Source organism: Kitasatospora sp. NPDC050463 (assembly GCF_040655255.1).
Taxonomy (GTDB): Bacteria; Actinomycetota; Actinomycetes; order Streptomycetales; family Streptomycetaceae; genus Kitasatospora.
In genome coordinates this window covers 42,122-58,305 of the sequence record NZ_JBFAJO010000030.1, presented here as the reverse complement: position 1 = coordinate 58,305, position 16,184 = coordinate 42,122, and the positions used below count along the sequence as shown (strand labels likewise).

The following is a 16,184-nucleotide window of genomic DNA, read 5'->3' as shown; positions in this document are numbered from 1 at the left end:
CGGCCTTCGCCCGGGGGACCCCCATGGGCGGCACTCGCGCAAGGAGGCGACGTACGTGACCGAGGACCGCACCCCCGCGGTGGCCGAGAACCCGGAGGCCACCGGCGGCGAGGAGCCGCAGCAGTTCAAGGGCCGCAAGAACGGCCTGTACTCGGAGGTCTCCGACGAGCTGGCCGCCTCGATGAAGTCCGGCTGGGCCGACACCGAACTGCACGGCCTCACCCCGGTCGCCCAGGCCCCGTACGCCGCCGAGCGCCGCGCCCGGCTCTCCGCCGCCTTCCCCGGCGAGCGCCTGGTCGTCCCGGCCGGCACCCTGCGGGTCCGGTCCAACGACACCGACTACAACTTCCGCGCCGCCAGCGAGTACGTGCACCTCACCGGCGACCAGACCGAGGACGCGGTGCTGGTCGCCGAGCCCACCGGCGAGACCGGCCACGCCTTCGGCCTCTACCTGCTGCCGCGCTCCGACCGCGAGAACGGCGAGTTCTGGCTGGACGGCTACGGCGAGCTGTGGGTCGGCCGCCGCCACAGCCTCACCGAGCAGGAGCAGCTGCTCGGCCTGCCGGTGCGCGACGTCCGCAAGGCCGCCGAGGAGCTGGCCGGGCGCGCCACGGCCGACGCCGTCCCGACCCGGATCGTGCGCGGCTACGACGCCGGCCTGGAGGCCGCGCTCTCCGACGTGCTGGACGCCGGCAAGGACGCCGGGCTCAAGGAGTTCCTGAGCGGCCTGCGGCTGGTCAAGGACGAGTGGGAGATCGGCGAGCTGCGGGCCGCCTGCACCGCCACCGTCAACGGCTTCACCGACGTGGTCCGCGAGCTCGGCCAGGCCGTCGCCACCTCCGAGCGCTGGATCGAGGGCACCTTCTGGCGCCGCGCCCGGGTCGAGGGCAACGACGTCGGCTACGGCACCATCTGCGCCGCCGGCCCGCACGCCACCACCCTGCACTGGGTGCGCAACGACGGCGAGGTCCGCCCCGGCGAGCTGCTGCTGCTGGACGCCGGCGTGGAGACGCACACCCTCTACACCGCCGACGTCACCCGCACGCTGCCGATCGACGGCCGGTTCAACGAGCTCCAGCGCAAGATCTACAACGCGGTGTACGACGCGCAGGAGGCCGGCATCGCGGCGGTGAAGCCCGGCGCCCGGTTCCGCGACTTCCACGACGCCTCGCAGCGCGTGCTGGCCGAGCGCCTGCTCGCCTGGGGCCTGCTGGACGCCTCGGTGTACGACCTGGAGAAGGTGCTGGAGCTGGGCCTGCAGCGCCGCTGGACCCTGCACGGCACCGGCCACATGCTCGGCCTGGACGTCCACGACTGCGCCCACTCGCGCACCGAGGAGCACGTCGACGCGCTGCTGGTGCCCGGCATGGTGCTCACCGTCGAGCCCGGCCTGTACTTCCAGCAGGACGACCTGACCGTGCCCGAGGAGTACCGCGGCATCGGCATCCGGATCGAGGACGACATCCTGGTCACCGCCGACGGCAACGAGAACCTCTCGGCCGGCCTGCCGCGCCGCGCCGAGGACGTCGAGGCGTGGATGGCCTCGCTCGCCTGACCGGCACGCACCCAGGGCCCGGCTCCCCGAGTGGGGGCCGGGCCCTGCCGCGTGCGCTACTTGGCGACCACCTGGATCTGGAGGGTGCTCTCGCCGGCCACCCGGAAGCTCCCGTTGCCGTCCGACGACTCCAGTGCCATGACCAACGGAAGGGCCCCCGGCCCGTACCCGGTGGTCAGCGTCAGCCGGTAGTTCACCGTCACGCTCTGCCCCGGGGCGACGGAGACCGGATAGCCGCTCTCCAGGCCGGAGAATCTGTTGAGCCTCGAGAGAACCATCGGGTACCAGGCGCCCTCCTGCCGGCGATCCAGGATGGAGGTCTCCGCCGTCGCGGGGAGCGGCGAACCCGCGTAAGGACCCGCGTACAGCACGGCCTTCGTCGAGGTGTAGCTCGTCTTGCTGGTGTTCTTGAAGGTGACCGAGAACTCGACCGGGGTGCCGTCGTTCGGCACTTTCTGGCCCGCGGTGACGCCGGTGGCCGAGATGCTCACGTCGTTCGCGTACGGCGAGATGTGGCCACTGACGTCCAGGCTGTTGACGATCGCCTGCAGTCCGGCCTGGTAATCGGACGTGAGACCGATCGCCGACACGAACACCTGGTCCTTGGGCAGGGCCCACATCTGGGCCGTGAAGGAGTCCTTCCCGTTGCAGGTGACCTGCCACTGCGACTTGCGCGCGGGGCGGCCGGCCACGGTGGGCGTGGTCTTCGCCGGGCCGACGCTCTTCAGCTGGCCGTCCACTTCGTGCGGGTTGCCCCACACCGGACAGTAGGGCTGGTGGCCCCAGCCGCCGGAGGAGTCGAGATCTTCCAGCGCCGGCCAGGTCATGGGCTCGGCGTCGTACGCCGTCACCTCCACACCGTACGGGTCGCAGTCCTTGAAGGTCGCGCCGTCCGGAGCCCCCGGGCTCAGCAGGCAGAGCCGAATAGCCTGGGGGCCCTCCTCGACGGGCCGCCAGCCGTCGGGGATCTTCAGTTTCACGCCGTGGAGGGTGTACGGCGTCGACGGCGCCGGGGCGGTGGTGCTCGACGTGGCGCTCGGGGCGGAGGACGAAGTCCGACCGGCGGCCGGAGCGACCGGCTCGCCGGTGCCCGTGGGGTCGGCCGCCGGTGCGGAGGCCTCGGTGATGGCGGCCGCCGGGCTCTCGGAGGGGGCCGGCTCCGCAGTCGGGCTCGCGGTCGGGCTCGGGCTCGCGGTGGCCGTGACGGTGGCCGCCGGGGCCGGGTCGCGCTGCTCGGCCACCGTGTCACCGCGGAAGCCGAGCACGCCGAACGCCATCGCGGCGGCCAGGCCGAACAGCGGCACGGCGGCAAGGTGGACCGGCTTCAGCCGGCGCACCCGCCGGTTCGGCGGTGCGGCCGGGCGCAGGTCGTGTGCGGTGATCTGCGTCGCCCGGGCGCTCATCGCCTCGCGGAGCAGCCGTTCCATCGGGGTGTCGTCCGGCCCGTCACCGTCTCCGCCGGTCCGGCGGGGAAGCTTGTCGGTCATCGAACCTTCTCCAGATGCTTTTCCAAGGCGTCCAAGGCCCGGCTGGCGGTGGACTTCACGGCGCCCCGGGAGAGCCCCAGGGTCTCGGCTATCTGTGCTTCGGACATGTCCGACCAGTAGCGCAGCACCAGCACCTCACGCTGGCGGGAGGTCAGTTCCTGAAGGGCGACCAGGACGCGCCGGTGCTCGTCGTTGAGCACGGCGTGGTCCTCGGCCGACGGCGCGTCGGCCTCGTGCGGGGGAACGTACTCACGGGCGGTCTTGCGGCGGCGCAGCATCGACCGGGCACCGTTCAGCACGCTGGTGCGCAGGTACCCGAGGGCGTTGTCCAGGTCGTCCAGCTGCTCGCCCTGCCGCTGGTAGAGCTGGGTGAAAGCCTCCTGGACGACGTCCTCGGCGAGGTCCTGGTGGTCGACCAGCAGGACCGCCATCCGCACCAGGCCCAGCCGGTGCGCGTGGTAGAGGTCGGTCAGGGTGGGCCGTTCCTCCACCTCGGTCCGGCGCCCACCGCGCAGCAGCCGAAAGCCCGACCGGCGCTGCACCGCCTCCTGCTCGGACCCCGACGAAGCGTCCTGGCGGGCGGGTGCCCCGCTCGCCTCCTGCGCACCGAAAAACAGCCCGGTCAGCCCGGAGCGGAAGAAGCCACCGCTCCTCCCGCGTCCCGCGATCGGCCCGATGGCCATGGACATCCGCGCTCTGCTTTCCCCCGGGACGGCGCCCGGCGTGGACCGGACCGTCATGACACCATGATCAAGTTTGTGACCGGCGGGAATCCTGCCATTGCCGCAACTGCCGGCAGTCTCCGCCCCCCTGCAGGAATGGACGTGCGGGGAGGGCGGAGGTTGCAGGTGACTTTCCGGAAGATTCCGGCCTGGCCGGGAGAGCTACACTCACCGACATCCCGCCACCCGCCGTCCAGTCCGAGGGGACCTCATGGCCGACCAGCAGACCACCGGCCCGGTGGCCGTCGCGATCGGGCGGCGGCCGGAGCCGGTGCACGATGTCGCGGTGTACGCCTTCGACGGCATGACACCGTTCGAACTCGGGGTGGTGGTGGAGGTGTTCGGGCTGGCGCGGCCCGAACTGAGCGGGCTGCTGGCCACCCCCTGGTACGGGCTGAAGGTCTGCGCCGACCGGCCGGACACCGCGCTGCGGTCCGTCGGCGGCTTCTCCCTGACCGCCCATCACGGCCTGGACGACCTCGCCGCCGCCGACACCGTGGTGATCCCCGGGGTGCCGAACGCCTTCAGCGGCGTGGTCTCGCCCGGGCTGGTCGCCGCGCTGCGCACGGCGCACGAGCGCGGCGCCCGGATCGTCTCGATCTGCTCCGGCGCCTTCGCACTGGCCGCCGCCGGCCTGCTGGACGGCCGCGAGGCCACCACCCACTGGCGGTACGCCGAGCTGCTCCAGCAGCGCCACCCGTCGGTGAAGGTCAACCCGGACGTGCTGTACGTGGACAGCGGCTCCGTCCTGACCAGCGCGGGCAGCGCGGCCGGGATCGACCTCTGCCTCCACCTGGTCCGCCGGGACCACGGCGCCAAGGTGGCCAACAGCGTCGCCCGCCGCTTCGTGGTGCCGCCGCACCGGGACGGCGGGCAGGCGCAGTTCATCGAGGCGGCCGTCCGGCCGGTCGAGGAGGAGGACGACGGCATCGCCCGCTCCATGCAGTGGGCGATGGACCACCTGTCCGCCCCGCTGACGATCTCCCTGCTGGCCCGGGCCGCCCAGATGTCCGACCGCTCCTACCTGCGGCACTTCACCGCCCGCAACGGCACCAGCCCGATGCGCTGGGTGATCACCCAGCGCATCGCGGCCAGCCTGCCGCTGCTCGAATCCCCGGACGGCTCGGTGGAGGAGATCGCCACCGCCGTCGGCTTCGAGAGTGCCGCGACCTTCCGCCATCACTTCGGCCGGGTGATGCGGACCTCGCCGACCGCCTACCGGCGCAGCTTCGGTCGCGGCGTGGCCTGACTCCCCCGCCGCGGGGGGCCGGGCGCTACCCCTGCTCGCCGGTGCGCAACGCCGCGTTGGCGAGCATCGCGTCGTGCAGCCACTGGGCCAGACCCGGGGCGAGCTGCTCGTAGGTGGCGGTGAACCGCGGGTCGGCGACGTACATCCCGGCGATGCCGCGGTGGATCTCGAAGGTGCAGTCATAGAAGTTCTCGCAGATGTGCTGGCGGTGGACCTCGGCGAGGTCCATGGCCGGGCCGCCGTCGGCCGGTTCGCCGGCGGTGAAGGCCTCGACCAGGCGGGCGTTGAGCGCGTCCGTCTCGGCCTTGATCCGCTGCCAGTCGTCCTTGCTGTAGCCGCCGGTACGGCGCTGGGACTGCGCCCAGGCCTCGGTGTCGCCCCAGCGCTGCTCGGCCTCGGTCTCCCAGTCCTCCTGGTAGGACTCGCCGAAGACCTCGAACTTCTCTTCCGGGGTCAGCTGAATGCCCATCTTCTGTGCCTCCATGGCGTGTTCGACGGCCGCGGCCAGTTCCTGGAGGTGGCTGATGCGGTCGGTCAGCAGCTTGTGCTGGCGCCGCAGGTGCTCGCTCGGGCTGACCGAGTCGTCGTCCAGGATGGCCGCGATCTCTTCAAGGGAGAACCCGAGTTCGCGGTAGAACAGGATCCGCTGCAGCCGGTCGAGGTCGGCGTCCTGGTACCGGCGGTAGCCGGCCGGGGTTCGCCCCTCGGGGGCGAGCAGTCCGATCTCGTCGTAGTGGTGCAGGGTGCGGACGGTGACCTTGGCGATCTTCGCCACCGCCCCGACCGTGTAGCCGCCGCTCATGCGCCCACCTCGCTGCGCTCGGCGGTCGCTTCGCGAGACGCGCACCTCTTTCTGAATCGCTCGCTGTCCTCGCTCATGCGGGTTGCTCCCTTCTCGCTGACCACGACTCTCCCGCCTCCCGTTGCGTGAGGGTCAAGCCCAGTTTCGCGGGGCCGGGTGCCCCGGGCCGCGTATCGCCGGCCCCGTCCGGCGTGCACCGGCCCCGTCCGGCCCGCACCATCCGCCTCAGGGGCTGTCAGCCCCGTGCGAGTCTCCGAGCGGACGGCCCCGGACGGGCCCCGGCTTGGACGAAGCCGCCTATTGCCGGGGCCGGACGGCAGCCGCGACCATGGCGCCATGACCACCACCACCGCGCCCCTGGTACGACGGCTGGCCGCGGAGGCGGTCGGCACGGCCGCGCTGGCCGCCGTCGTGGTCGGCTCGGGCATCCAGGCCGCCGCGCTCAGCCAGGACGGCGGGGTCCGGTTCCTGGCCAACGTCGGCGCCTCCGCGCTGGCCCTGGCCGTCCTGATCGAGCTGTTCGGCCCGGTCTCCGGCGGGCACTTCAACCCGCTGGTGACGGTCGGCGCGTGGTGGACCGGCCGGCGCGACGGCAGCGGGCCCACCCTGCCGGAACTCGGCGGGTACGCCGCCGCGCAGGTGGTCGGCGCGCTCGCCGGGACGAGCCTGGCCAACGCGATGTTCGGGCGGCCGTTCGTCGAGCCCTCCGGGCACGGCCGGGACGGCGGCACGCTCTGGCTCGGCGAGGCGGTGGCCACCGGGACGCTGCTGCTGGTGGTCGCCGCTCTGACCGGCAGCGGACGCGGCCGGCTGGTACCGGCGGCCGTCGGTCTCTGGGTCGGCGCGGCCTGCTGGGCCACCTCCTCCGGCGGCTTCGCCAACCCGGCGGTCACCCTCGGGCGGGCCCTGACCGACAGCTACACCGGGATCGCGCCCGGCTCCGTCCCCGGCTTCGTGCTCGCCCAACTGGCCGGGGCGGCGGCCGGTCTGGCCCTGGCGGGGGCGTTGTTCGGCCGCTCCGGGCCCGCCCGGCCCGGCTCCGTACCGGACGACGCGCGCGATCTGCTCCCCGGCCCGGCGACCACGGCCGGCTGAGCCGACCGCACCGCCGCTCAGCCCGCGGCCCCCACCAGCGCCCGCTCGCGGCGCCGGGCGGCCCGGCCGCCGCCGTCCTTCCCGGAGCGCGGACGGCGGTCCTGCCGGGTGGGCCAGAGCAGCACGTACGCGGCCGACAGCACCACGAAGGCCAGCCGGACGAAGCCGCGCGCCGAGTCGGACGGGATCAGCAGCGTGCCGCCGTAGAGCGCGGCCAGGGCGATCCAGCTCCACCACGGCACCAGCCGCTTCTGGCCGACCGCGTCCCACAGCAGGGTGCCGAGCAGGATCGACGCGGTGTAGTAGGTGTAGACGCTGGGGTCGAACAGGATCCGGGCATCCGCTCCCAGCAGCACGACGGCCGGCCACCTGCCGCGCCACACCGCGATGCTGCCCAGCGCCAGGCCCAGGCCGAACTGCAGCGGCCGGTCCCACCACGGGGTGGTCGGGTCGGTCACCCCGAACCAGCGCAGCGCGGAGGCCGGCTGGTTGGGAATGGTGAACTTGGCGGCCGCCACCGTGTCCAGGTTGCCCAGGTAGAACGGCAGCCAGGCGACGGCCACCAGGGCGACGAACCAGAGCGCGGTGCGCAGCCAGGCGGGCCGGGGCAGCGCGAGGATCAGCGGGGCGAAGGCCAGCGCCCAGGGCTTGGAGTCCACCGCCAGCGCCAGGTAGACGCCGACCTGGAGGGCCCGGCCCCGGCTGAGCGCGTGGGCGGCGAGGGTGGTGAAGAAGAGCGCCAGCACATCGTCCAGGTGCGCGAAGCGGACCGAGACCTCCACCCACATCGGGATGAACGCCAGCCCGGCGACCAGCAGTCGCTGCTGCAGCCGGCGGTGGTTGGTGCCGGTGCCCAGGTAGTACCAGGCGGCGGTGCGGCCGACCAGGACGAGCATCACCAGGCCGAGGCCGGACATCGCCGCCTCGGCCACCACCTGGCCGGTGTGCGCGGGGAACGGGCTGAAGAGGCGGGCGACGGCCAGGCTGACCGGGCCGATCTGCAGCTCGGGGTGGTGGGCGTAGAGCGAGAGTCCGCCGTCGGCCTGGCCGCTGAAGAGCAGTTCCTCGCCCTGGCGCAGGTAGTGCCAGGAGAAGCCGCCGCTGGGCTCGACCAGCAGGAACCAGAGAACCGTCCAGCCGACCAGCAGGACGTGGTGTCTGCGCACCGGCAGACCGGCTATCCGCCCGGTGGCGGCCTCGTAGTCGGTGGTGGACCGTGCCGACCGTGCTCCCCGCACCCCTGTACCTCTCCCGACGCCGAGCCCCCTTCGGCCGGTCATCCTATGCGACCTGACGGAAGCGACCGCGCCCCTCGGGTGTCCGGTGGAGGGACATCCGAGGGGCGCGGTCGGCGGCCGGGGCCCCCGAAACCCGGCACGGCCGGGGCTCAGCGGAGCCGGCGGATCAGCGAGGCCGGAGGATCAGCGGAGCCGGGGCTCAGCGAGGCCGGTGTCAGCCCTGCTGGGCGGACTTGCGGCGGCGGAGCACCACGAGGGTGCCGGCACCGGCCGCGAGGACGACGCCACCGGCGACGGCGATGAGGGTGGTGTCGTCACCGCCACCGGTCTGCGCCAGCGCCTTGTCGGCGGTGTCGGCCGCGCCCTTGGCCTTGGTGACGGCGGCCGGGGTGAGCTTCGGCGGCGTCACGGTCGGCACGGTCACCGGGAAGTCGATCGGCTCCTGCACACCGGTACCGCCGGTCGGCGGGACGGAGGGCGTCGAACCGGTCGGCTGCGCGGTCGCGGAGGACGACGCGGTGGCGGACGCCGAGGGGCTGGCCGACGCCGAGGCGGTCGCCGTGGCGGACGGCGTCGGGGTGGCCGTCGCCGACGACGTGGGGGTGACGGTGGGCGTGGGCGTCGCGGTGGCGGTCGCCGTGGCCGTGGTGGTCGCGGTCGCCGACGGCGAGTGGCTCGGCGACTGGCTGGCCGACGGGCTGCCGGTCGGCTTCACCGTGGGGCTCGGCTTGCCGGTGCTCGGGCTGGCGGTCGGGCTCGGCTTGCTCCCGGCCTTGATGGTGAAGCCGGCGCCGGTGATGCCGTCGCAGCTGAAGTGGCCGTTGCCGACGGGCTCGTGGGTCTGGTCGTCGAGCTGCTCGGAGAAGACCACCGGCACCACGCCGGCCTTGCCGAGCGGGGCGTCCTTGGTGAACGAGGCGCGGACCTTGATGGAGACGTCCTTGCCCCGGTTCACGCCGAGCAGCGCGTCGTCGGAGTCGACGCCGCCCAGCAGGATGAGCACCGCGTCGTCGTCGGAGTCCCCGCCACCGGGTGCGACCGAACCGGGCAGCCAGCCGCCACCGGGCAGCTGGTACTCGACCTTGAGGTCACCGGCCTCCAGGCTGCCCGCGCGGTTCTTGAACTTGAGCAGCGGGATGAAGACGAAGTCGTGCCGGGTGGAGTTGTCGATCCGGAAGGTGAACTCGCGGGCGTCGCCACCGGCGACGAAGGTGTCCGGCACCCCGCGCACGGAAAGGTCCAGGCTCTGGCGCGAGGCCTTGTCGGCCTGCGGCGCCGCAGCGGCGGACGGGGAGCCGGTGGTGCCGACGGCGACGGCGCCCTGGGCACCGGCCAGCACCATCGAGGAGGCGAGGGCGGCGGCGCCGGCAAGGGCGAAACTGCGACGTATGGACATGGACAAGGAGAACCTCACGAGAGAGTCCGGGCGCGGCCCGGGAGCGCGGAAGGACGGGGCTGTCCGAACAGCGGTCCCCCACGAAGCTGAAAGTCCGACGGAGACTACCGAAAGATCCAGCCACTCCGGAAGGCGGGTGCCACCCTTCGTGCACCACCCTGACCGGATACTGTCCGGTTGGCCCAACTCCGTCACTTCATAAGGCTTTTGTGGCCAACCGTCAGATGACCCCAGGGTGACCGGTACACGGCCGGAACGCTGCCGCCGACAGCCCTGCGGTGGCGGAAAATCGCCGCCAGGAGGGCCGGGCCATGGCCCCCTTGGCGGCCGACCGGGCTGAGCCGGGACGGCCCGGCTCAGCCCGGTCGGTCCGGGTCAGCCCGCGAAGAAGGACTTGGCGGCGACCAGCGCCCGCTCGTCGTTCAGCACGTCGCCCGGGCGGGTGCCGTTGCCGAGCAGCGCGCCGCCCCAGCGCATGCCCATGTAGTCGGCGCAGAGCCGCAGGGTGGCGATCAGCGGGTCCGCCTTGTCCGGCTCGGTGGCCAGGGCCGTGACGGCCCAGATGGTGCCGCCGGACAGCCTGGCGCGGAAGTCCGCCCCGGGCACCCGCAGCCAGGCGGACCAGTGGTCGAGGTAGAGCTTGGCGCTGGTCGGCAGCGAGTACCAGTACACCGGCGCCACGAAGACCAGGTCGGTCGCGGCCAGCGTGGCGTCCAGCAGGGTGCGTTCGTGGCCGGACGGCGCGCGGAAGCCACCGTCGTCGCTGTGCCGGCGGTCCTCGAACGGGGGCAGCGGGTGCTCGCTCAGCCGCAGCCACCGCTGCTCGGCGCCGGCCGGAAGACTCGCCTCGGCGGCCAGCCGGGCCAGCTGCTCCGAGTTGCCGTCGCTGCGTGAACTGGCGTTCAGGAAGAGGAACGAACGCGGCGCTGCGGCGCCGGCGGCGTGCTCGGACATCAGGACCCCCGTGCGGACTGTGACAGAACCCCGAGCCTACGACAGCGCTCCGAGGGCTCCGCCGGGCGCTACGGCAGCGACCCGGCGCCGCCGCACGGGTACGCGGGTCCCGGCGCTACGGCGGCGACCCGGCGGGCGGCAGCGGTCGGTCCGCGTAGAGGTGCGGCAGGTCGCCCTGGATCGGGTCGCGGCGCAGGCCCTGGTCGGTCGGTCCGAGCCGGTGGGCGACCCTGCGGGAGACGGCATGGTGGCCGGGGATCCAGGCCACCGGCGGCACCGCCGGGCCGGGCCCCGGCGGGCCGGCCGCTACGCCGGCAGGCCGGCCCGGCGGCGGGCGACGGCCGCGACGGCCGCCCAGTCCTTCTCGCCGTCGCCGTGCGCGAGCGCGTCGAGGAAGGCGTCCCGCAGCACGCTGCCGAAAGGGAGCGGCACACGGGCCGCGGCACCGGCGGTGAGCGCGAGGTCGACGTCCTTGAGACCCAGCGGCAGTTTGAAGCCGGCCGGCTCGTACCGGCGCTCGGCGACCATCGCCCCGTAGCCGGAGTAGACCGGCCCGGGGAAGAGCGTGCTCGTGAGCATCTCGACCAGGTCGGTCGGGCGGACGCCGTTGGCCTCGGCCAGGCTGCACGCCTCGGCCATCGACTCGATCGCGCAGGCCAGCAGGAAGTTGGCGCTGATCTTGGCGGTGTTGGCCTGGCTCGGGCTCGCGCCGAAGTGCCACGTCCGCCGCCCCATCGCGGCGAGCAGCGGCTCGACCCGGGCGAGCGCCTTCGGGGCGCCGGCGGCCAGGATGTTCAGCTCGCCGGCCGCCGCCACCGGGGGCCGGCCGAGGACGGGCGCGGCGACGTAGCCGATGCCGTGCTCGGCGTGCAGGGCCTCGGCCCGCTCCGCGAGCGCCACCGAGACCGTCGCCATGTTGACGTGCACGGTGGCCCGGGCTCCGGCCAGCAGGGCGGGGTCGAGCAGCAGCCGCTCGACCGCGGCGTCGTCGGCGAGCATGGAGACCACCGCCTCGGCGGCGAACGCGTCGGCCGGTCCGTCGGCGGCCTGCGCGCCCTGGGCGACCAGCGCGGCCACCGGCTCGGGCGAGCGGTTCCAGACCCGGACGGAGTGACCGGCCCGCAACAGGCTGGCGGCCATGCCCTGCCCCATCGCGCCGAGCCCCACGAATCCGACCGTCATCGCGGCCATCGCACACTCCCGTCGTCGTTCGGCGAGCCGACCGGCCGGACCGACCGACGGACCCGGCGACGGACGGCCGGCCGAAAGCCGCCGGACCGGTGCCGGCGTGCCGGAACGGACGAGCCGAGTCAGGTGGGCCGAATCAGGTGAACCAAGTCAGGTGGGCCGGAACAGATGGACCGGACGGGTGAGCCGTCCGGCCGCGGCCCACCCGTTCCCGACTGTACGTCAGCCCACCGGCTCCGCCTCGATCAGGCGCACGCGCGCTCCGGCAGCCGGGCCCGGCCCGACTCCAGCTCGGCGACGACCCGGTGGCGCAGCAGCTCGTACTGGGCCTGGAGCCGCCCCGGACGCTGCGGGCGGGCGACCGGCCGCCCGGGGCCGACCCGCTCGTCCGGGCCGAACTGCTCGCGGGTGAGGTCGATCTCGAAGCCGGTCGCGAACCGGTTCCACCAGTGCAGGTCCGTCCGGACGCCGCCGACGTGCACCTCGCCCATCATGAGCTCGCCGCCGAGCAGGTCGTGCAGGACCATCGCCGTCACCCCGCACTGACCGCGGGCGGGATTGTCCGGACGCCAGTGGGCCAGATCCTCGGGCGCACAGGTGTCGACACCCCAGGAGGAGCGGATCGCACGTTCGATGTCGTTGAGGGTCCACGCCGTCATAGCGGGAAGCCTGCCACGCCCCACTGACAGCGGCACAGGCTTTTCAATGGGCCACCCCGTGTTCTGCACTGACCTTCTCGATCTTCACCCGTACGAGCAGCTCGCCGGGGACGCCGTTGCGGGCGCCGTACTGCTCGGCGAGTTCCTCGCCCATGTACCGGGCGGCGATCCGGGTGGCCCAGGCACGCACCTCGGCCAGATCGTCGCCGAGCCGGGCGGTGCCCTGGACGAGGACGTAGGAGAACGGCGGCCGCTCGTCGTCCACGCAGATCATCACCCGGCCGTCCCGGGCCAGGGTGCAGCCCTTGACGGTGCCGGCGCCGGTGTTGAACAGGATCTCGTCGCCCTCCAGCAGGAACCAGACCGGCGCGACGTGCGGCCGGCCGTCCGCCCGGGTGGTGGCGATCTTCGCGGTACGGGTGCCGGCGGCGAGGAACGCACGCCATTCGGCCTCGGTCATGTGGGGCATGCGTTCATCCTGGCCGCTGCGGCGCTCCGGCGCAGCGGATCCCGGAGACCCGGTGGGCCGGTCGCGGGACACCACCCCGCCGCGGGCACCACCGGACACGCGAACCATCCGGCACGCGAAAGCCGGTGCACCGGAGCGGTCGGGGGTCCGCTCCGGTGCACCGGCCGCCGTGCCGGGCGCGCTCCGCCCGCCGGGCCCTGGTCGCCGAGCGCCGGGCCCTAGTTGCCGAGCGCCGCGACACCCGCCTGGGCGAACTGCTCGTCCAGGTCGCCGCTGGGCGCGCCCGCGACGCCGATCGCCGCGACCGGTGCGCCCTTGGCCTGCACCGGGGCGCCGCCGGCCAGGAACAGCGTGCCCGGGATGTCCGTGAGGTTGGGTGCCTGCGCCAGGCGCTTGGCCAGTTCGGAGGTCGGCGCGTTCCAGGAGACGGCCGTGAACGCCTTGCGCTCGGCGGACACCGGCGACTGCGGGCCGGCGCCGTCGCCCTTGAGCAGCACCCGGGTGATGCCGTCGCGGTCCACCACCGCGACCGAGACGTGCTGGCCGGCCTTGGTGGCCGCGTCCAGCGTGGCCTGGGCGGCCTTCGTCGCGGCCTCGATGGTCAGACCGGTCGTCTGGGTGAGGTTCTTGTTCTGGGTGTCGGCCTGCACCGCGGCGGCGACGGCCGGGGTCCCGGTGGTGTCGGCACTGGCCGAGACGGCGCCGACGGTGGCGGCGGCCAGCGCGGCGGCGGCGACGGTACCGGTCAGCACCCGGGTGCGCACGGAGGTCTTCTTCATGGTCAAGCTCCTCGTCGGATCGGTCGGGGGCCGCGGCCGGGATCAGGGGGCCAGGTCGGGCTCGACGGCTTCGGTACCGATCCTCCGGCCGCCGACCCCCCGGGCACATCGACGGTCCGGCGGCTGCCGGCGCGCATGATGGAGGACGGCCCCGTCAACCGATCGGCTGATGCGCGACCCGGTCGGACGGGTCACCATCGAGGGATCGACGCAGGTCAGCGCGGGTAGGCCAGGAGTGTCGACAGCCGCGGTAGGCAAAAAGTGTCGACGGCAGAGTGGAAGGAGCCGCCCGTGGAGCAGGACCGTCCCGTCGGCGGCGAGCCGGCCACCGCCGCCGCCCCCGCCGACCCGGACGCCGGCCCCCTCGCCGCCGACGACCCGGACGCCGGCCGGCTGGCCGTGCTGCTCGACTCCGCCTTCCTGCTGCTGCTCGCCACCGCGCTCAGCCGCTACCTCGGCCACCACCCCGGCAACCCCCGCATCCCCTGGGTGATCGGCCTCGGCCTCGCCCTGGCCGTCACCCAGCCGGTCGGCTCCTGGCTGGCACACCGCCGGCCGCCCGCCCCCGGGCGCCGGCGCAGGCTCTGGCCGCTGGCCCTGGTGGTCGCGCTCTGGGTGGTGCTGGTGCTGGTGGCGCCGAGCTTCGCCTGGTGCGCCGTCCCGCTGGTCTACACCGCCCTGCGCACCCTGCCCGCCCGGGCGGCGATCCCCCTGGTGGCCGCGCTCACCCTGCTGGTGGTGATCGGCGAGGTCCGGCTGCCGGGCGGGGTGGACGCCAACCTGGTGCTGCTGCCACCCGCCGTGGCGGCGCTGGCCACCGCCGTCTTCCTGTACATGGAACGGCAGGCCGAGCGGCAGCGGGCGCTGATCGCGGACCTCGTCCGCACCCGGCGCGAACTCGCCGCCACCGAGCGGCGGGAGGGCACCCTGGCCGAGCGTGAGCGGCTGGCCATGGAGATCCACGACACCCTCGCGCAGGGGCTCTCCAGCCAGCAGATGCTGCTTCAGGCCGCCGACCGCACCTGGGAGGCCGACCCGACGACGGCCCGTGCCCATGTCCGCACCGCCGCCGAGGTGGCGGCCCGCAACCTCGCCGAGGCCCGCCGCTTCGTCCACGACCTCGCGCCCGCCGAACTCGCCGACGACCGCACCCTCGACCAGGCGCTGCGCTCGCTCGCCGAGCGGGAGTCCGCCGAGAGCGGGCTGCCGGTCCGCTTCCACCTGGACGGCGCCCCGGTGCCGCTGCCCGCCGCCGCGCAGTCGGCGCTGCTGCGGATCGCCCAGGGCGCGCTGGCCAACGTCCGGGAGCACGCCGGGGCCTCGGCCGCCGCGCTGACCCTCTCCTTCCTCGGCGACCAGGCCGTGCTGGACATCGCCGACGACGGCCGGGGGTTCCACCCGGGCGGGCCCGGCGGCGCGCGCCCCGGCCCGCCGGGCGCCGCCGGCGGCGGTGGCGGACGCGGTCACGGCCTGCCCGCGATGCGGGCCCGGCTGCGGCAGCTCGGTGGCACCCTGACCGTCGAGAGCTCCCCCGGCGAGGGCACCGTCGTCTCCGCCGCGATCCCGCTGGAGCCCCGCCGAGCCCCCTTGGAGCCCCGATGAGCACTGCCCCCGCGACGCCTCCGGTCCGGCTGCTGGTCTGCGACGACCACGCCGTCGTCCGGGCCGGCCTGCTGGCGCTGCTGGCCAGCGCCGGTGACATCGCGGTGGTCGGCGAGGCGAGCGACGGCGAGGAGGCGGTCGAGCTGGCCGCCCGGCTGGCGCCGCAGGTCGTGCTGATGGACCTCCAGCTCGGCGAGGGCATCGACGGTGTCGAGGCCACCCGGCGGATCACCGCCGTGCCCGGCGCACCGCATGTCCTGGTGCTCACCACCTACGACACCGACGCCGACATCACCAGGGCGATCGGTGCGGGCGCCACCGGCTACCTGCTGAAGGCCGAGCGGCCGGAGGAGCTGTTCGCGGCGGTGCACGCGGCCGCGCGCGGCCGGACGGTGTTGTCGCCGCCGGTCGCCTCGCGGGTGATGGCGCAGATGCGCGCCCCCGTACCGCAACTGACCGAGCGTGAGCAGGAGATCCTCGCCCAACTCGCGCAGGGGCTGGGCAACCGGGAGATCGCCCGGGCGCTGTTCATCAGCGAGGCCACGGTGAAGACCCATCTGGGCCGGATCTACGACAAGTTGGGCGTCGACACCCGGGCCGGCGCGGTGGCCGTGGCCAAGGAGCGCCGTCTGCTGCGCTGAGCGCCGGTCCGATACCGCTCCGTGTCGGACCCTCCCCCGGAGTGTCTGCTTCCGGGCTCGGGGGACACCCCGGCGCCGGTCGGACGTTCAGCCGAACGGGTGAGGCCGGCCGGGCCTCAAGCTCTCGTCCGCACTGCCCCGCCCTCCTCTCGGGGCCCTTCGACGGTCGATCAGTACGTTTACGGAGCACCCTTGCAGGAACAGCGCGCCCCGGCATCCGATCGATGATGCCCCCTCACTCGGGGACACGCACCCGGAGGCCCACCTCGGGAATGTGGATATTTCGTGGATCTCGCTATTGACAAACCAACCACTCGGTTTGTTAGCGTGGAGATCAACGACGCCCCC

The 16,184-nt window shown here is 73.9% G+C and carries 16 protein-coding genes; 5 read left to right on the top strand and 11 right to left on the bottom strand.

Annotated elements, in window-relative coordinates:
* Positions 1–55 precede the first annotated feature (55 nt).
* Complete coding sequence (locus AB0J08_RS20205; RefSeq protein WP_360635634.1) at positions 56–1,555, top strand: aminopeptidase P family protein; 1,500 nt, start codon at positions 56–58, stop codon at positions 1,553–1,555.
* Positions 1,556–1,611: 56 nt separating this feature from the next.
* Here the strand turns inward: AB0J08_RS20205 and AB0J08_RS20200 are convergent, their stop codons facing one another.
* On the bottom strand, positions 1,612–3,042 hold the full coding sequence (locus tag AB0J08_RS20200; protein WP_360635631.1) for a hypothetical protein: 1,431 nt from the start codon (positions 3,040–3,042) through the stop codon (positions 1,612–1,614).
* Positions 3,039–3,731 carry a SigE family RNA polymerase sigma factor gene (locus AB0J08_RS20195; RefSeq protein ID WP_360635628.1) on the bottom strand — a complete coding sequence of 231 codons (693 nt, stop codon included), beginning with the start codon at positions 3,729–3,731 and terminating at the stop codon, positions 3,039–3,041. The genes AB0J08_RS20200 and AB0J08_RS20195 overlap by 4 nt, the downstream gene beginning before the upstream one ends.
* A 244-nt stretch (positions 3,732–3,975) precedes the next feature.
* On the opposite strand from AB0J08_RS20195, the gene AB0J08_RS20190 reads away from it, so the two are divergent.
* The gene (locus tag AB0J08_RS20190; RefSeq protein ID WP_360635625.1) at positions 3,976–5,013 is read left to right on the top strand and encodes a helix-turn-helix domain-containing protein; all 1,038 of its coding nucleotides are present in this window, start codon (positions 3,976–3,978) and stop codon (positions 5,011–5,013) included.
* Positions 5,014–5,038: 25 nt separating this feature from the next.
* Here the strand turns inward: AB0J08_RS20190 and AB0J08_RS20185 are convergent, their stop codons facing one another.
* Positions 5,039–5,815 carry a MerR family transcriptional regulator gene (locus tag AB0J08_RS20185; RefSeq protein WP_360635622.1) on the bottom strand — a complete coding sequence of 259 codons (777 nt, stop codon included), beginning with the start codon at positions 5,813–5,815 and terminating at the stop codon, positions 5,039–5,041.
* 336 nt (positions 5,816–6,151) lie between these two features.
* Between AB0J08_RS20185 and AB0J08_RS20180 the strand changes: the two genes are divergently transcribed.
* The gene (locus AB0J08_RS20180; RefSeq protein ID WP_360635619.1) at positions 6,152–6,910 is read left to right on the top strand and encodes an aquaporin; all 759 of its coding nucleotides are present in this window, start codon (positions 6,152–6,154) and stop codon (positions 6,908–6,910) included.
* Between the two features lie 17 nt (positions 6,911–6,927).
* Here AB0J08_RS20180 and AB0J08_RS20175 read toward each other — a convergent pair whose 3' ends face one another.
* The 8 genes from AB0J08_RS20175 to AB0J08_RS20140 form a co-directional block, all read right to left on the bottom strand.
* Entirely contained in the window at positions 6,928–8,082 is a 1,155-nt protein-coding gene (locus tag AB0J08_RS20175; RefSeq protein WP_360635751.1) for a hypothetical protein, read from the bottom strand.
* 280 nt (positions 8,083–8,362) lie between these two features.
* Entirely contained in the window at positions 8,363–9,544 is a 1,182-nt protein-coding gene (locus AB0J08_RS20170) for an LPXTG cell wall anchor domain-containing protein (protein ID WP_360635616.1), read from the bottom strand.
* 375 nt (positions 9,545–9,919) lie between these two features.
* Complete coding sequence (locus tag AB0J08_RS20165; RefSeq protein WP_360635613.1) at positions 9,920–10,498, bottom strand: NAD(P)H-dependent oxidoreductase; 579 nt, start codon at positions 10,496–10,498, stop codon at positions 9,920–9,922.
* Positions 10,499–10,613: 115 nt separating this feature from the next.
* On the bottom strand, positions 10,614–10,766 hold the full coding sequence (locus AB0J08_RS20160; protein WP_360635610.1) for a hypothetical protein: 153 nt from the start codon (positions 10,764–10,766) through the stop codon (positions 10,614–10,616).
* Between the two features lie 38 nt (positions 10,767–10,804).
* On the bottom strand, positions 10,805–11,680 hold the full coding sequence (locus tag AB0J08_RS20155; protein ID WP_360635607.1) for an NAD(P)-dependent oxidoreductase: 876 nt from the start codon (positions 11,678–11,680) through the stop codon (positions 10,805–10,807).
* 251 nt (positions 11,681–11,931) lie between these two features.
* On the bottom strand, positions 11,932–12,345 hold the full coding sequence (locus AB0J08_RS20150; protein WP_360635604.1) for a hypothetical protein: 414 nt from the start codon (positions 12,343–12,345) through the stop codon (positions 11,932–11,934).
* A gap of 43 nt (positions 12,346–12,388) precedes the next feature.
* The gene (locus AB0J08_RS20145; RefSeq protein ID WP_360635749.1) at positions 12,389–12,805 is read right to left on the bottom strand and encodes a PPOX class F420-dependent oxidoreductase; all 417 of its coding nucleotides are present in this window, start codon (positions 12,803–12,805) and stop codon (positions 12,389–12,391) included.
* 227 nt (positions 12,806–13,032) lie between these two features.
* Entirely contained in the window at positions 13,033–13,593 is a 561-nt protein-coding gene (locus tag AB0J08_RS20140; RefSeq protein ID WP_360635601.1) for a heme-binding protein, read from the bottom strand.
* Between the two features lie 399 nt (positions 13,594–13,992).
* Between AB0J08_RS20140 and AB0J08_RS20135 the strand changes: the two genes are divergently transcribed.
* On the top strand, positions 13,993–15,195 hold the full coding sequence (locus tag AB0J08_RS20135; RefSeq protein WP_360635746.1) for a sensor histidine kinase: 1,203 nt from the start codon (positions 13,993–13,995) through the stop codon (positions 15,193–15,195).
* Entirely contained in the window at positions 15,192–15,836 is a 645-nt protein-coding gene (locus tag AB0J08_RS20130; protein ID WP_360635598.1) for a response regulator transcription factor, read from the top strand. Before AB0J08_RS20135 ends, AB0J08_RS20130 begins: the two co-directional genes overlap by 4 nt.
* Positions 15,837–16,184: the final 348 nt, after the last annotated feature.

Coding starts and splice junctions, on each gene's coding strand:
- AB0J08_RS20195 (WP_360635628.1), bottom strand. CDS start 3,731: ATGTCCATGGCCATCGGGCCGATCGCGGGACGCGGGAGGAGCGGTGGC.
- AB0J08_RS20130 (WP_360635598.1), top strand. CDS start 15,192: ATGAGCACTGCCCCCGCGACGCCTCCGGTCCGGCTGCTGGTCTGCGAC.
- AB0J08_RS20155 (WP_360635607.1), bottom strand. CDS start 11,680: ATGACGGTCGGATTCGTGGGGCTCGGCGCGATGGGGCAGGGCATGGCC.
- AB0J08_RS20165 (WP_360635613.1), bottom strand. CDS start 10,498: ATGTCCGAGCACGCCGCCGGCGCCGCAGCGCCGCGTTCGTTCCTCTTC.
- AB0J08_RS20200 (WP_360635631.1), bottom strand. CDS start 3,042: ATGACCGACAAGCTTCCCCGCCGGACCGGCGGAGACGGTGACGGGCCG.
- AB0J08_RS20145 (WP_360635749.1), bottom strand. CDS start 12,805: ATGACCGAGGCCGAATGGCGTGCGTTCCTCGCCGCCGGCACCCGTACC.
- AB0J08_RS20170 (WP_360635616.1), bottom strand. CDS start 9,544: ATGTCCATACGTCGCAGTTTCGCCCTTGCCGGCGCCGCCGCCCTCGCC.
- AB0J08_RS20140 (WP_360635601.1), bottom strand. CDS start 13,593: ATGAAGAAGACCTCCGTGCGCACCCGGGTGCTGACCGGTACCGTCGCC.
- AB0J08_RS20180 (WP_360635619.1), top strand. CDS start 6,152: ATGACCACCACCACCGCGCCCCTGGTACGACGGCTGGCCGCGGAGGCG.
- AB0J08_RS20185 (WP_360635622.1), bottom strand. CDS start 5,815: ATGAGCGGCGGCTACACGGTCGGGGCGGTGGCGAAGATCGCCAAGGTC.
- AB0J08_RS20190 (WP_360635625.1), top strand. CDS start 3,976: ATGGCCGACCAGCAGACCACCGGCCCGGTGGCCGTCGCGATCGGGCGG.
- AB0J08_RS20150 (WP_360635604.1), bottom strand. CDS start 12,345: ATGACGGCGTGGACCCTCAACGACATCGAACGTGCGATCCGCTCCTCC.